We start from the raw sequence: 13,657 nt of genomic DNA on the forward strand, positions 1-13,657 counted from the left end.
GAGACCACAACCCCTCAGGGCCGCTTGATCTTCCGCGGTTCGGTCGGCAGGTCGAGCGGCGCGGGGGCGGGCGCGGGCTCGTCGGCGTCGAGCCACCCGTCGTACCGGTCCACGAGCACCTCCAGCACGAACGGCGGCGCGTCGGTCAGCACCGCCCAGGGGTGGTCCTCGTCGTCGTCCTCGCCGGCGAGGCGCTCCCGCTCGACCTGGGCGTCGTAGCCGTCGGCCACGAGCCGCGCGACCACGGCCCGGGCGTCGTCCTCGTCGAAGAAGATGCCGCGCACGGCGCCATCATCCCAGGGCGTCCCGCAGCCCCACCAGGAACGGGCGGTCCGGGTCGAGCCAGTCGACCTCGTCGAGCTCGTCTGCGCCGAGCCAGCGGACGGCGTCGTGCTCGTGCGGCTGCGGCTCCGGCTCGCCGTCGACGAGCCGGGCGAGGGCGACGCTCAGCACGTGCCGCTGCCCGATCGCGACCCGCTCGGGCAGCCAGGACGCCACCTCGATGGTGCAGCCCAGCTCCTCGGCGATCTCGCGGACCAGAGCGGCGTCGGGCGTCTCGCCTGCCTCGACCTTGCCGCCGGGGAACTCCCACCGCCCGGCCGCCTCGGCCGGGAACGTACGCCGGGCCGCGAGCACCCGGCCGTCGCGGAGGATCGCTGCGCCCACGACCTCCGCCACCTGCCCGACGCTACCGTGACGAGATGCACCTGGCCCGGACCGACGACCTGACGGCCGAGGTCGACGCGCTCGCGCGCCGGCACGGCGGCCGCGTCGGCCTCAGTGCCGTGCTGGGCGACCTCGACCGGCGGCTGCGGCGTACGGTCGCGCCCTGCCTGTCGCGGCACCGAGCGTGGACCTGGGACGCGGCCGACCGCCGCGACCCGGAGTGGTGGCCGCAGGGGGTCTCCCCCGGTCCGGACCCGGACGTCCTGGGCGTCACCTGGTATGCGAAGTCCGGTGGCTCGCGGCTCAGCGTGCTGGACCTGCGCGCCCGGCGCTACCGCCACGTGATGCTGGTGCGGCCGACCGCGGACGGCTTCGAGCCGCTGCGCATCCACGCCGGCGGCCTCGCCTGGACCGGCACCCGGCTCCACGTCGCCGCAACCAAGGCGGGCCTCTGGGTCGGCGACACCGACGACGTGCTGCGCACCGAGGGCGGCTACGTGCTGCCGGTGCGGCACCGGCTGTCCGCGACCGAGGCCGACGGCGAGCCGCTGCGGTTCTCGTTCGTCTCCGCCGTCCCGGACCGTCCCGGCGAGCTCGTGCTCGGCGAGTACGGCAACCGCCGCCAGACCCGACGCATCGCGCACGTCGCGGCGGACGGCGGGCCGATCGTGCTCGGCGACGGCCAGGTGGTCCGCGCCCAGGGCATCGTCCGTGTCGGCGACACCTACCTGATGACCGCCTCGCACGGCCCATGGACGCCTGGATCGCTGTGGGTGGGCCGCCCGGGACGGTTGCGGGAGCGCCGCTGGGCGCTGCCGATGGGCCCGGAGGACCTTGCCTGCTCACCCGACGGCGGGCGGCTGTGGACGGTCACCGAGCACCCGCGGCGGCGCTGGATCGTCTCGCTGCGGAGGCCTTCGCCGCACGGTGGTTGAGGTGCGACGAGCGCCAGCACCCCGGTGGTTGAGGTGCGACGAGCGCCAGCGAGGAGCCTCGAAACCACCGCTCGCAACGGTCCAGACATGCGACAAGCGCCACCGTGACGGTGGCGCTTGGTTGCCGGGCGTAAGAGCCCGTATGCCCTAGGGTGAGACAGGCGGTCCGGACCATTCTCGCGCAGCGGCAAACAGAGAATGGCCCGGACCGCGTCTGTGTGTCCCGACTTGGTTCAGATGTGGTGCTTCGGGGGTTGCGGGAGCAGGGCCCCCGGGGGGAGCCGGCTCCGGGACGGTCACTCTTCCGTCCCGGAGCCCGCTCGTTGACGAACTACTGGGTCACTTGATCCGGATGGACTTCGTGGCACCCAGGGTCGCGGCGGTCGGGCGGACCTTCACGGTGTACTTCGTCTTGCGCATGCCGTTGGTGTCCTTGACCTTGAAGGTCCAGTCACCGGACGCACTGAGCACGTGCGACTTGACCCGCTTGCCGTTCTTGAACAGAACGGCCTTGAGGCCGGCGGCGCGGTTGTTGGCGTTGGCGTGGATCTTGTCGATCTTGGCACCGCGACCCGACAGCTTCAGGTTGATCGGAAGCTGCGTGACGACGGGAGGAGCAGCCTTGACCGTGGTGGTCGCGGTCGCCTCGGCGGCCGAGGCCGGCAGGCCCTTGGCGCTGTTGGCGGCGGAGCCCGCGTAGAGCTGGTCGGCAGCCGCGCCGAACTGCTCGTACATTCCGTCGACCTTGATGGTCACGTCGCCCACGGCGCCCGCGTCGACGCGGACGTTGAGGTGGATCTGACCGTTGGCGTCGGTGCGCGCGTCGCTGTCCTGGAACTGCGCCGGGCCGGTGACCTGGATGTTCAGGTCCCACACCGGGACACCCTGGACCGGGTTGCCGAAGCCATCGGTGATGACCGCGACGAACGGGATCTGCGTGGTGCCGGACTCGACCTCGGCCGGGCCGCTGACGGTCACGTTGCGCGCCGTGCTGACGTCGGTCTCGGGGGCCACGGTGAGCGCCGCGGTCTCCGTGCGGTTGGCCGCGCTCAGAGTCGCCGTGACGACGCCGGACTTGGTGCCCGCGATGCGGTAGCCCGCCGGGAGCAGGCCACCACCGTCGAGGGTGACGGTGACCGACGGCTTGCCCTCGGAGAGCAGGGTCTTGCCCGGCTCGAGGATCAGCGCGCCGTTGTCGACCGAGATCGTCATGGCCGCGCCCGGCTCGCCACCGGTGGTGAGGACCAGGTCGGCCGACTCGTTGATGCCGGCCTCGTCGTCGGCCTTGGTGTCGGCCAGCGGGACGACGACCGTCTTGCCCGCGTTGTAGTCCGCGGCCTCGGTGTTGTTGCCGTCGAGGCTGGTCACGAAGTTCGCACCCATGCCGTCGGTCGTGTACTTGATGGTCGCCACGCCAACCTCGGAGAAGTCCGGCGTCGCCGAGAACTGGTCGGCGTAGTAGTTGACGTTGACGTCCTCGGTCGTGCCGTCGGTCGCCTTGGTGTCCGTGAACGTGAAGGTGGTGGAGCCGTCGGCGCCGACCGCCTTCTTCTGCGGGGTGGCGTCCGCGGCGGCGTTGACGCCGGTACGAGCAGCGGTCACGAAGCCCGAGGTGACCGGCAGGCCGAACTGGTCGACGACCTTGACGGTCACGTCGGTGGAGCCGCCCACCTTGGAGAAGTACAGGTCGGCGGTCGGCACGACGTCGCTGACCGTGGCGCGGTCGAACTCCAGGGTCTCGGGGAACGAGCCACCGATGGCGATCGTGTCGCCGTCCTGGATGGTGCCGGCGTCGGGCGTGATCGTCAGCGAGCCGTTGCCCGAGGCGTCGAGCACGGTCGCCACGGTCGTGGAGCCCTTGCCGCCGAAGGTGAGGCCGCCGCCGGTCGCGGTCAGCGAGACGGTGCTGTTCGCGTTGGCCGCGCCGCCCTTGATGTCGATCTTGACGGTGCCCTGGTCCACGCGGACCAGGGTGTTCGGCGCGCCGAAGTTGCCGCCGCCGAAGCCGTCCCACGAGTCGGCGCCGGTGACGATGTCGACCATGTTGGCGTCCAGCGTGGCCGACTTGGTGACGTTGACCGTCGCCGTGGTGTCGACGGTGCCGGGGCCGGCGAGGGTGATCGTGTGGTTGCCGAGCGCCGCAGCGGCGGCCGGGGTCACGGTGAAGGTGTCGGTGCCACCGGAGATCTCGTCAGCGGTGATCGCGTTGCCGGACTCGTTGACGGTGACGTCAGCGTCGGAGGTGACCGCGATCGACTCGCCGACCAGGAGCTGGGTGGTGCGGCCAGCCGAGTCCTGAACGGTCGCGGTGTAGGCGCCGCTCTCGAGGCCCTGGGGCGCCGACTGGGTGGCGGGGGCGACGACGAGCTTCGACGCGGCACCGGCCGTGGTGACCGAGACGTTCGCGCGGGCCTCGCTGGCCTCGAGCGAGCCGGCAACGGCGCCGTCGTTGTCGATGATGCGGAACGCGGCGGTGTCGCCGTCGGCCGCGGTCGTGACCTCGATGCTCACGGTGAGGAATTCGTAGGCGTTGTCGGCCGGGTCGTTGACAGGGCCGCTGACGCCGTCGATGGTGGCGTTCTGGCTGCCGTTGTTCTGGCTGCCGACCGCGTCGCTGTTGGTCGCGGTGAGGGCGAGGTCGCCAGCCGCAACCGTGCCGTCCTTGACGCGGAGGACCACGTCCGCACCGAGGTCGCCGCCGTTGCGGGCGGGGCCGGTGGAGACGACGGTGATCGTGTCGCCGGCGGCCGCACTGGCCGAGGAAGCGAGGGCCGGGATACCGGCCACCGCGAGAGCGGAGACGGCGGAAACCGCCAGACCCCGCTTGATGCCGCTGCTGTTCATGCGTGTGTTCCTTCCGGAGTGAATGGACCGGGAAGTTCCCCCGTGCCCTTTACATGGGACCCGAGAGTCCCGTGTTCAGCACTCGCATACGGATCCCGAGTGCCGAAAGTGACATTAGGGATGTTGGCCACATCACGGGGCGGTTGTTGCAGCGTTCGGCGAAACCTGCAATAAAGGGTCGCGGGTGGCGGAGAGTGTGCCGCACGGACACCCGACGATCGGGGGATCATGTCAGAGGAGGCCACGCCGTCGCCAGGGCGTCGGCGCGGGCGCCCGCAGCGGCTTCCCGAGGACCCGCACACGCTCAGCTCCGGGCGGGTCGGGTGCGAGCAGCGCGTCGCATGGCTGCTCACCGTGGCCCGGCTGCTGGGGCCCGATCCCGAGTTGGCGCGGCGTGACGGGTTCATCGCGGCGCTCAAGGAGCGGGGCATCGCGGTCGACGCCTCGCGCGTGTCTCGTTGGGAGTCGGGCCTGCAGCCGCTGCCGGCGGCGGTGACGGCGACGTACGAGTCCGTGCTCGGCCTGCCCGTCGGGTGGCTGGTCGCGGTCGCCAACGGGCTGCGGCGGTCCTTCGCAGGCGGACCGTCGGTGCGGCGCAACACCGCCCACGACGTACCGCTCAACAACGCCGAGGTCGAGAGCCTCCTCGACCGGGGCGAGCAGGGGATGGCCACGGGCGCTCACTGGCTGCGGCTGACCGACGAGCTCAACCGCTACGACAAGGTGTTCCTGCGCGACCGCGAGTGGGCCCACGTCACCCAGCAGCTGGTCGGCGAGCTGGGGCGGGCCGTGGGGCCGGGCTACGTACGCCGCTACGAGGCCGCGGCCACGCTGATCGGCCACCCGATCGCCCGGCAGCACCTGCTGATGGCGATCGGCCGGTTCGTCACCGCCCCCGACGCCCAGGTCGTCGCGCCCGTGTTGAACCTGCTCGCGGAGGTGCCCGACCGCGCGGCCGCCGACCTGACCCTGCGGCTGCTGTCGGCCGACACCGACAACGTCTACCTCCGTCGCGCGGCCTCCTCGGTCGCCGCGATCAAGCTCGCCCGCGGCCACTTCGACGAGAGCGCGCTCCCCCTCCTGGAGTCACACGTGCTCGGCGCGCTGCGACGCGGCGAGTCGCTCGACGGGCGGCTCGACGCCTTCGACCTTGCCGTCCGGCTGCCCGACCACTCCTGGGAGCGGGTCGCCGGCGGACTGCGGACCCGCCGCGCCTTCGGACTGGTCACCAACGCCCGGGCCGGCGACGAGCTCGTGCCCGCTGCCCGGGCGGCGTCGCTGATCGCCGACATCGCCCCGGCCATCCAGGCCGACACCCCGTCCCACCAGGCGCAGGAGCCCGACCAGATGCTGCGCCGGCTGCTGCGCGAGGCGCTGCTGCACTCGCACAAGCCGCGGCGGCACCACGCGGCGCTGCTGATCGCGGCCTCGCCGTACGCCCCGGCCGCCGCGCGCCACTGCCTCCGGCTCGCGGCCGACGACAACGAGCTGCTCGCCGCCCGCGCCTGGACCGTGCTGATGCGGCTCGGCGACGGCGGCCGGCGCGACCAGGTGGTCCACCGCGCGATCGTCGAGGAGCGCCCCACCGTGCGTGCCCGAGCCCTGGTCAACGCGGGACTCGGGGGCCCGCTGACAAGGCGGACGACCCCGAGACCCAGCTCAGCGCCCAGTGGTGGCTGGACCGGGGCCCGGCCATCCACGACCGGGATCTCGTCTCGATCTGAGCGGGGTCCACCAGGATCAGTTCACCGGGATCTCCGCAGCTCTTGATCTTCGAATGTTTGTTCGCATATACTGCAGCATGGTCACGGTCCCGATCGACGAGCTGGACGCCGCCGGCGTCCTCGCCGCCGCCGAGCACACGCTGCGGCAGCGCCGCGCGGCCGAGGTCGAAGACCTGCTGCTGATCGCCCAGTGGGCCGACCTGCACGCCACCGACCCCCGGAGGGGCCCCGGCGGGCAACGGGTCTGGTGCGGGGTGGACCGGCTGGTCGAGATCGGCGGCGACGGCACCCCGCTCGTCCAGGACCTCTGCCTGCCCGAGCTCGCGGTCGCCCGCCAGACCCACACCCTGGCGCTGCGCGCCGCGATGGCCGACGTCCTCGACCTACGCCACCGCCTCCCGCGCACCTGGGCCGTGGTCACCGCGCTGGAGTGCGAGCCCTGGGTGGCCCGCAAGGTCGCCACCCTCTCCCGTGACCTCGACCAGTTCCAGATCCCCCTGGTCGACGCGGCCGTCGCCGACGCCATCGCCGGCGAGTCCCCCGCCCGGGTCCTCGACCTGGCCCGCGCCAAGATCATCGAGGCCGACCCCGCCCGCTACGCCGCCCACCTCGACGAACACCTGCGCCGCCGCTACGTCGGCCTCTCCCGCACCGACCAACACGGGCTACGCCACGTCATCGCTCACCTCGAGGCCGGACCCGCGGTCTGGGTCGACCACCTCGTCAACCGCATCGCCGACGCCCTCGACGCGCGCCGCGATCTGGTCCCCCACCTCCCCGCCGACGCCACCCGCGACGAGCTCCGCGCCGAAGCCTTCGGCTGGCTCGCCCACCCCGACCGCGTCCTGGACCTCCTCGACCCACCCACTCCCGACGAGACGCCGCAGCAACCTGCCCGGCGTCGGCGGTCCCGGGCCGTGGTCTACGTCCACCTCCACGAAGCCGCCCTCCAACGCCACGGCGTCGCCCGGGTCGAGGACCTCGGCCCCCTGCTCCTCGACCAGGTCACCCGGCTCCTGGGCCACGCCCACGTCGACCTCAAGCCCGTCATCGACCTCCACGACCGGACCCGGGTCAACGCCTACGAACACCCCGAGACCGTCAAGGAACGCGTCCACCTGCGCACCGTCGGCGAGGTCTTCCCCCACGCCACCCGCATCAGCCGCCACGTCGACATCGACCACCCCGTCGAGTACGACGAACACGGACCACCCGGCCAGACCGGCGACCACAACGCCGCCCCCCTGGGCCGCACCAGCCACCGCGCGAAAACCCACCTCGGCTACCGGATCCGACAACTCGGCCCCGACAGCTACCTCTGGCGCACCCCCCACGGACTCCACCGCCACGTCGACCACACCGGCACCCACGTCATCGACGCCGCGACCGCACGCGACCTCGAACGCACGGCCGCCATCCAACGCGCCCTCGACACCTTCGTCACCAGGCTCGACGAAACCGCCTGACGGGGGTCAGGGACGCGGCTGCCGGGCCAGCTGACGGCTCTGTGCGACCAGCCGCCCGGCGGAGTCCCACACCTCGCAGTCCTCCTCGAACATGCCGCCCGCCATGTTGCGGGTCGCGTGCCGCACCCGCAGCCAGCCCGGCGCCGGCCGGGCCCGCACGTGCGCGGTCAGCTCGAGCGTCGGAGCCCAGCCCGGCATGCCGAGGTCGAAGGTGACCGGCGGGAGCGCGTCGACGACCATCAGCAGCGACAGCGGGTCGGGCTCGCGCCCGTCGACGAGGCGGAACCACGCGCTCAGCACGCCGTTGCCGCTCGGCTCCCCCACCGCCCACCCGATGTGGTCGGGGTGGAAGCGCATGTCGAACCGGTCCATCAACGGCGCGATCGCACGCACCTCCGGCGGCGCCATCGTGTTGGGGACGCACCGGCCCGGCGGCGGCATGTCCGGCTCGTCGGCCGTGGTGCGCACGTCGTCGCCGAGGCGCGAGAGGTCGCCGTACGTCGCCAGCGCGGTGATCCGCACGTCGTCGCCCTGACGCAGGTCGGCCGCGGCGGTCGCGACGCTGCCGCCGTCGCGGCGCACGTCGACACTCACCGTCGCCGGGCCCGCCACCGCGGCGGAGAGGTAGTAGGCGGAGATCACGATCGGGTCGGGCTTGTCGGGCAGCGTGTGCCGCAGCGCGTTGCCCACCACCGCGAGCAGGTAGCCGCCGTTGATGCCGCCGCCGACCGACCAGCCAGCGGCCAGGTCCGCGCCGTATGTCGCCTCGTCCTGCCGGGTCACGGCGATCTGCTCGTCGAACTCGTAGGTCACGCGTGGAGCCTAGAAGGCGGTATCCGGCGATGCGGCACCATGTCCCTCATGAGCGATCGGCGGCCGCACTGGGTCTACGGCCCGGGCGAGGAGCCCGACCCCCGCTTCACCCTCGCGAACGAGCGGACCTTCCTCGCCTGGGTGCGCACCGCGCTCGCGATGCTCGCCGGGGGCGTCGCCCTGCACGCGCTCGGGCTCCCCGGCACCGAGTGGGTGCGGACCACGCTCGCGGTCGTGCTCGTGCTCTTCGGTGCGCTGGTCACGGTCTTCGCACTGGTGCGCTGGGCTCGCGTCGAGCGCGCGATGCGCATGCGGACTCCGTTGCCGGGCTTCGGCCTCGGCTTCGTGCTCACGATCGCGGTGGTCATCGGCGCAGCACTGCTGGCCGTCGCCTTCGTATGAGGCCCGGGCCGTAAGGAGACGAAGAGGTGTCACACACCCCGAGGGAGGCGTCGATCCCGACCGCGCGCCTCGATGCCATCGCGGTCGTGACCGCGCAGGTGCCGGCGTGAGCGCACCGCGCGTGCCCGACGGCCTGGTCGAGGCGTTCTGGGAGTACGAGCGGGCCCTGATGGCCGACGACGTGCCGACGCTCGTCGGGCTGTTCGCGCCGGGACCGACCACGCTGCGCGGCGACGCGAACGGCGTCCTGGTCGGCCACGACACGATCAGCGCGTTCCGCAGCACCCGCGGCGGCACCCCCGCACGGCGGATCGTGCAGACCCACGTGCAGGTCGTCGACGACGACCACGCGCTCGTGGTCGCGGTGACCGAGCTCGAGCGCGGCGGCCGCGGCCTGCAGACCCAGCTGTGGGCGCGCACCGCCGACGGGTGGGTCGTCACCGCCGCACACGTGTCGGCGCCGGCGCCGGCGCTCGACACCCACATCTGGCGGGTCGTCGGCGACCCGCTCGTGCCGCCGACAGGCGCCGGGCCGCTCGACGGCGAGAGCGTCGCGGTCAAGGACCTGTACGCCGTGGCCGGGCAGCGGATCGGCGCCGGCAACCCGGCCTGGCTCGCCGATGCCTGGGTGGAGGGCTCGCACGCCTGGGCGGTCGGCGCCCTGCTCGAGGCCGGTGCGTCGGTGCGCGGCATCGCCCGGACCGACGAGTTCGCCTACTCGCTGGCCGGCACCAACGTGCACAGCGGTACGCCGCCCAACCCCCGCGCCCCGCTGCGCATCCCCGGCGGCTCGAGCTCGGGCTCGGCCAGCGCGGTGTCGCTCGGGCACGCCACGATCGGCCTCGGGACGGACACCGGCGGGTCGATCCGGGTGCCGGCGTCGTACCAGGGGCTCCACGGCATCCGCACCACGCACGGCGCGGTCCGGCGTACGGGCCTGCTCGCGCTGGCGCCGTCGTTCGACGCCGTCGGCTGGCTGACCCGGTCGGCGTCGCTGCTCGCCGCGGTGGGCGACGTGCTGTTGCCGGAGCGCCCACGAGACGTGCGCCGCGACCTGGTCACCGTCGGCGGCCTGACGGCGCTGGCGGAGGAGGACGTCGTGTTCGTGGTCGACTCGTTCGCCGCCTCGGTCGGGGCGGTCCGCGAGCACTGGGACCTCACGGACCTGCCGGATTGGCTCGCGGCGTTCCAGGCGCTGCAGGCCTGGGAGGCGTGGCGCGAGCGCGGCGGCTGGCTGACCACCCGGCTCGACACGCTCGGCGCCGACGTGCGCGGCCGGTTCGAGGCCGCGTCGCTGATCGGCGAGGACCGCGCCAACGCGGCGCTGCGGGTCGTGGAGCAGGCCCGGCGCCGGATCCGCGAGCTGGTCGGGGACCGGGTGCTCGTGCTGCCGTCGTCCTCCTCCGTCGCGCCGCTGGTCGGCACCGGTCTGCAGGCGGTGCGCGACGCGACCATGTCCCTGACCTGCCTGGCCGGGCTGGCCGGCCTGCCCGCGGTCTCGCTCCCCCGCACCACCCGCGACGGGCTGCCGGTGGGGGTCTCCCTGGTCGCAGCTCCCGGCCGGGACCGCGACCTGCTGGAGCTGGCCGTGTCACTCGAGGAGATCCGATGACCGACGATCACTGGCTCTCGCGGGCCGTCGAGCTCGCCGTCGAGAACGTCGCCGCCGGCGGCGGGCCGTTCGGCGCGGTGATCGTGCACGACGGCACGCTGGTCGCCGAGGGGCAGAACCGGGTCACCCGCGACCTCGACCCGACCGCGCACGCCGAGGTCAGCGCGATCCGGCGCGCGTGCGCGTCGCTGCGGGTCTTCTCGCTCGTCGGATGCGTGCTCTACACGTCCTGCGAGCCGTGCCCGCTGTGCCTGACCGCCTCCCTGTGGGCGCGGCTCGACCGGGTCGTGGCCCGGCGCCCCGGGACCGTCGAGGCACCACAAGTGGCTGTCCCCGGACTCGGTCTGCAGCCATTCCTGGTGTCTCGACGTGAGACGACCGGCCCCAGACGGTCTGCTGGCTCACGATCGAGTCGGGACCTCAGCCGGCGATGGCCTGCGCCGCCCGGGCCAGGTCGTCCACCCCGCGAGCGAGCTCGTCGGGCCGGTCGGTCGCGAGGTCCAGGTGGAAGCCGTACAGCGCGGAGTCGACGAGGGTGACGATCCGGGCGACCCGCCGAGCGGGGGCACCGCTGCGGACCAGGTAGTCGCGCAGCGCGGCCGCCCAGCGCTCGTTGCTCGCGCGCGCCTCGGTGAGGTAGGGCTCGCTGCCGAAGAGCCCCGTCGCCGCCGCCTGTACGTAGACGTCCAGGCAGGAGTTGAGGGGCTCGGTGCCGTACGCCGCCCACAGCCGGTTGACCGCCGCCCGCACGCTCGGGGCGGCCGGCAGGGCGTCGACCTCCACGATCGAGCGCTCGCCCGACCTGACCACCACCGCCGACACCAGCGCGTCCCGGTTGCCGAAGTGGTAGATCAGCATCCGGTCGCTGGTCCCGATCGCGGCCGCCACCGGCCGCAGCGTCAGGCCGATCAGGCCGTGCACGAGCACGTGGTCGGTGACCTGGTCGAGCAGCTCCTCGCGACGCCCCATGGCCCGAGTGTAGCGAGTGCTACGCTTGTAGCACTCGCTACGTCTGAAGGAAGTGTGGAACGTGTTCGCCGCCATGGTGCTGCTGATGACCGCGATCGGGATCGAGGTCGTCTCCACGGCCCTGCTGCCCAAGGCCGACGGCTTCACCGACCCGCTCTGGAGCGCGGTCGTGCTCGTCGGCTACGGCGTGTCGATCTGGCTGCTGACGATCGTCGTACGGGACATGCCCGTCTCGGTCGCCTACGCGATCTGGTCCGGCGTCGGCACGGCCCTGGTCGCCGTCGCCGGCTATGCGTTCCTCGGCGAGTCGCTCGGCTGGCTCAAGGTGCTGTCGCTGGCGATGATCGTCGTCGGCGTTCTCGGGCTGAATCTCGCCGGCTCGCATTGACCCGGCCAGAACTCCCGACTCAAACGTCGGAACTCCCGACTCGACCGTCAGAAGTCCCGACTCAACGTGCAGAAGTCACGAATCGACGGGGTTAGAGGGCGCGGGCGACGGCGCGGCCCGCCGCACGGCCCGAGAACAGGCAGCCGCCGAGGAACGTGCCCTCGAGGGCGTTGTAGCCCATCATCCCGCCGCCGCCGAAGCCGTTGACCTCGCCGGCGGCGTAGAGGCCGGGGAACGGCTCGCCGTCGGCGCGCAGGCAGCGGCCGTCGAGGTCGGTCTCGAGGCCGCCGAGCGTCTTGCGGGTCAGGATGTTGAGGCGTACGGCGATCAGCGGGCCGGCCTTGGGGTCGAGCAGCTTGTGCGGGGTGGCGACCCGGATCAGCTTGTCGCCGCGGTAGCGCCGGGCCCCGCGGATCGCGGTCACCTGGGCGTCCTTGCCGTAGTCGTTGTCGATCTCGCGGTCGCGCGCCTCGATCAGCCGGCGCAGCGCCGCCTCCTCGAGAGCGGGCGCCTCGGGGTCGGCGAGCCGGTTCATCCCGGCCACCAGCTCACCGAGCGAGTCCGCGACCACGAAGTCCTCACCGTGCCGCTTGAACGCCTCGATCGGCGCGGGGGCACCGGGCCGCACCCGCGAGAGCAGCAGCCTGACGTCCTTGCCGGTGAGGTCGGGGTTCTGCTCGGAGCCGGAGAGCGCGAACTCCTTCTCGATGATCTTCTGGGTCAGCACGAACCACGAGTAGTCGTAGCCGGTGGTGCGCAGGTGCGCGAGCGTACCGAGGGTGTCGAACCCCGGGAAGTACGGCGCGGGCAGCCGCCGGCCGGTCGCGTCGAGCCAGAGCGACGAGGGCCCGGGCAGGATCCGGATGCCGTGGTTATCCCAGATCGGGTCCCAGTTGCGCAGGCCCTCGACGTAGTGCCACATCCGATCCGGGTTGATCACGCTGGCACCGGCCGCCTCGGTGATGCCGAGCATCCGGCCGTCGACGTGGGCCGGTACGCCGGCCACCATCGTCCTCGGCGGCGTCCCGAGCCGCGCGGGCCAGGTCTTGCGCACCAGGTCGTGGTTGCCGCCGATGCCGCCGCTGGTCACCACCACGGCCTGGGACCGCAGCTCGAAGTCGCCGGTCTCGACCCGGCTGCTGGGCTTGCCACGCGCGACCGAGCTCGGCTCGAGCACCTTGCCGCGCACGCCCACGACGGCGCCGCCCTCGACGAGCAGGTCGTCCACGCGGTGCCGGAACGCCAGCCGGAGTCGCCCCGAGGCCGCGTGCTCGCGGACCCGGCGCTCGAACGGCTCGACGACCCCCGGGCCGGTGCCCCAGGTCAGGTGGAAGCGGGGCACGGAGTTGCCGTGCCCGTCGGCGCGGCCGTCGCCGCGCTCGGCCCAGCCGACGACCGGGAACAGCCGGTGTCCCATCGCCCGCAGCCAGGCGCGCTTCTCGCCGGCGGCGAAGTCGACGTACGCCTCGGCCCAGACTCGCGGCCAGCGGTCCTCCGCGCGGTCGAACTGCGCGCTGCCGAGCCAGTCCTGCATCGCGAGCTCACGCGAGTCCTTGATGCCCATCCGGCGCTGCTCGGGGCTGTCGACGAGGAACAGGCCGCCGAGGCTCCAGAACGCCTGCCCGCCCAGCGACTGCTCGGGCTCCTGGTCGAGCAGCACCACCCGCCTGCCGGCGTCGGCGATCTCGGCGGCGGCGGTGAGCCCCGCCAGTCCCGCGCCGACCACGATGACATCGGCACCCTCGGTCACATCGGTGTCCACGAGCGGTGATCCTCGCACGCACCGTGGACCCCGGCGCCGGTGTCCACGGTGAGGCCGGTCTGGACAGATTTGTCCG

13 protein-coding genes are annotated in these 13,657 nt (G+C 72.9%); 7 read left to right on the forward strand and 6 right to left on the reverse strand.

Annotation, left to right across the window (positions count from 1 at the left end):
• Positions 1-14 precede the first annotated feature (14 nt).
• Complete coding sequence (locus tag QQZ14_RS11380) at positions 15-284, reverse strand: hypothetical protein (RefSeq protein ID WP_284534400.1); 270 nt, start codon at positions 282-284, stop codon at positions 15-17.
• A 7-nt stretch (positions 285-291) separates the two neighbouring features.
• A complete protein-coding gene (locus tag QQZ14_RS11385; protein WP_284534401.1) occupies positions 292-678 on the reverse strand; it encodes a (deoxy)nucleoside triphosphate pyrophosphohydrolase in 387 nt (128 codons plus the stop codon).
• A 23-nt stretch (positions 679-701) separates the two neighbouring features.
• On the opposite strand from QQZ14_RS11385, the gene QQZ14_RS11390 reads away from it, so the two are divergent.
• Positions 702-1,601 carry a hypothetical protein gene (locus QQZ14_RS11390; RefSeq protein ID WP_284534402.1) on the forward strand — a complete coding sequence of 300 codons (900 nt, stop codon included), beginning with the start codon at positions 702-704 and terminating at the stop codon, positions 1,599-1,601.
• Between the two features lie 339 nt (positions 1,602-1,940).
• On the opposite strand, the gene QQZ14_RS11395 is transcribed toward QQZ14_RS11390, so the two are convergent.
• Positions 1,941-4,445: a beta strand repeat-containing protein gene (locus QQZ14_RS11395; protein WP_284534403.1), complete on the reverse strand. Its 2,505-nt coding sequence runs from the start codon at positions 4,443-4,445 to the stop codon at positions 1,941-1,943.
• A 228-nt stretch (positions 4,446-4,673) separates the two neighbouring features.
• Between QQZ14_RS11395 and QQZ14_RS11400 the strand changes: the two genes are divergently transcribed.
• Together QQZ14_RS11400 and QQZ14_RS11405 are read left to right on the forward strand one after the other, a co-directional pair.
• Positions 4,674-6,215, forward strand: a complete 1,542-nt coding sequence (locus QQZ14_RS11400; protein ID WP_284534404.1) for a hypothetical protein — start codon at positions 4,674-4,676, stop codon at positions 6,213-6,215.
• A gap of 31 nt (positions 6,216-6,246) precedes the next feature.
• Complete coding sequence (locus tag QQZ14_RS11405; RefSeq protein ID WP_284534405.1) at positions 6,247-7,635, forward strand: hypothetical protein; 1,389 nt, start codon at positions 6,247-6,249, stop codon at positions 7,633-7,635.
• Positions 7,636-7,641: 6 nt separating this feature from the next.
• Here the strand turns inward: QQZ14_RS11405 and QQZ14_RS11410 are convergent, their stop codons facing one another.
• Complete coding sequence (locus tag QQZ14_RS11410) at positions 7,642-8,448, reverse strand: thioesterase family protein (RefSeq protein WP_284534406.1); 807 nt, start codon at positions 8,446-8,448, stop codon at positions 7,642-7,644.
• A 48-nt stretch (positions 8,449-8,496) separates the two neighbouring features.
• On the opposite strand from QQZ14_RS11410, the gene QQZ14_RS11415 reads away from it, so the two are divergent.
• From QQZ14_RS11415 to QQZ14_RS11425, 3 genes are all read left to right on the forward strand, one after another.
• Positions 8,497-8,850: a YidH family protein gene (locus tag QQZ14_RS11415; protein ID WP_284534407.1), complete on the forward strand. Its 354-nt coding sequence runs from the start codon at positions 8,497-8,499 to the stop codon at positions 8,848-8,850.
• Between the two features lie 106 nt (positions 8,851-8,956).
• Positions 8,957-10,462 (forward strand): AtzH-like domain-containing protein, encoded by a 1,506-nt coding sequence (locus QQZ14_RS11420; RefSeq protein WP_284534408.1) that lies wholly within the window; start codon positions 8,957-8,959, stop codon positions 10,460-10,462.
• Entirely contained in the window at positions 10,459-11,001 is a 543-nt protein-coding gene (locus tag QQZ14_RS11425; protein WP_284534409.1) for a nucleoside deaminase, read from the forward strand. The genes QQZ14_RS11420 and QQZ14_RS11425 overlap by 4 nt, the downstream gene beginning before the upstream one ends.
• On the opposite strand, the gene QQZ14_RS11430 is transcribed toward QQZ14_RS11425, so the two are convergent.
• Complete coding sequence (locus tag QQZ14_RS11430) at positions 10,883-11,431, reverse strand: TetR family transcriptional regulator (RefSeq protein WP_284534410.1); 549 nt, start codon at positions 11,429-11,431, stop codon at positions 10,883-10,885. The two genes, QQZ14_RS11425 and QQZ14_RS11430, sit on opposite strands and share 119 nt — an antisense overlap.
• Positions 11,432-11,492: 61 nt before the next feature.
• On the opposite strand from QQZ14_RS11430, the gene QQZ14_RS11435 reads away from it, so the two are divergent.
• On the forward strand, positions 11,493-11,819 hold the full coding sequence (locus QQZ14_RS11435; RefSeq protein ID WP_284534411.1) for a DMT family transporter: 327 nt from the start codon (positions 11,493-11,495) through the stop codon (positions 11,817-11,819).
• Between the two features lie 91 nt (positions 11,820-11,910).
• On the opposite strand, the gene QQZ14_RS11440 is transcribed toward QQZ14_RS11435, so the two are convergent.
• Positions 11,911-13,581 (reverse strand): FAD-binding dehydrogenase, encoded by a 1,671-nt coding sequence (locus tag QQZ14_RS11440; RefSeq protein ID WP_284534412.1) that lies wholly within the window; start codon positions 13,579-13,581, stop codon positions 11,911-11,913.
• Between the last annotated feature and the right edge of the window lie 76 nt (positions 13,582-13,657).

This window comes from Nocardioides sp. T2.26MG-1, assembly GCF_950101795.1.
In the GTDB taxonomy this organism is placed as follows: Bacteria; Actinomycetota; Actinomycetes; order Propionibacteriales; family Nocardioidaceae; genus Nocardioides.

What these genes read in the sequence shown, in the direction of transcription:
- QQZ14_RS11400 (WP_284534404.1), top strand. Translation starts at nt 4,674, where the DNA reads ATGTCAGAGGAGGCCACGCCGTCGCCAGGGCGTCGGCGCGGGCGCCCG.
- QQZ14_RS11395 (WP_284534403.1), bottom strand. Translation starts at nt 4,445, where the DNA reads ATGAACAGCAGCGGCATCAAGCGGGGTCTGGCGGTTTCCGCCGTCTCC.
- QQZ14_RS11390 (WP_284534402.1), top strand. Translation starts at nt 702, where the DNA reads ATGCACCTGGCCCGGACCGACGACCTGACGGCCGAGGTCGACGCGCTC.
- QQZ14_RS11430 (WP_284534410.1), bottom strand. Translation starts at nt 11,431, where the DNA reads ATGGGGCGTCGCGAGGAGCTGCTCGACCAGGTCACCGACCACGTGCTC.
- QQZ14_RS11415 (WP_284534407.1), top strand. Translation starts at nt 8,497, where the DNA reads ATGAGCGATCGGCGGCCGCACTGGGTCTACGGCCCGGGCGAGGAGCCC.
- QQZ14_RS11405 (WP_284534405.1), top strand. Translation starts at nt 6,247, where the DNA reads ATGGTCACGGTCCCGATCGACGAGCTGGACGCCGCCGGCGTCCTCGCC.
- QQZ14_RS11425 (WP_284534409.1), top strand. Translation starts at nt 10,459, where the DNA reads ATGACCGACGATCACTGGCTCTCGCGGGCCGTCGAGCTCGCCGTCGAG.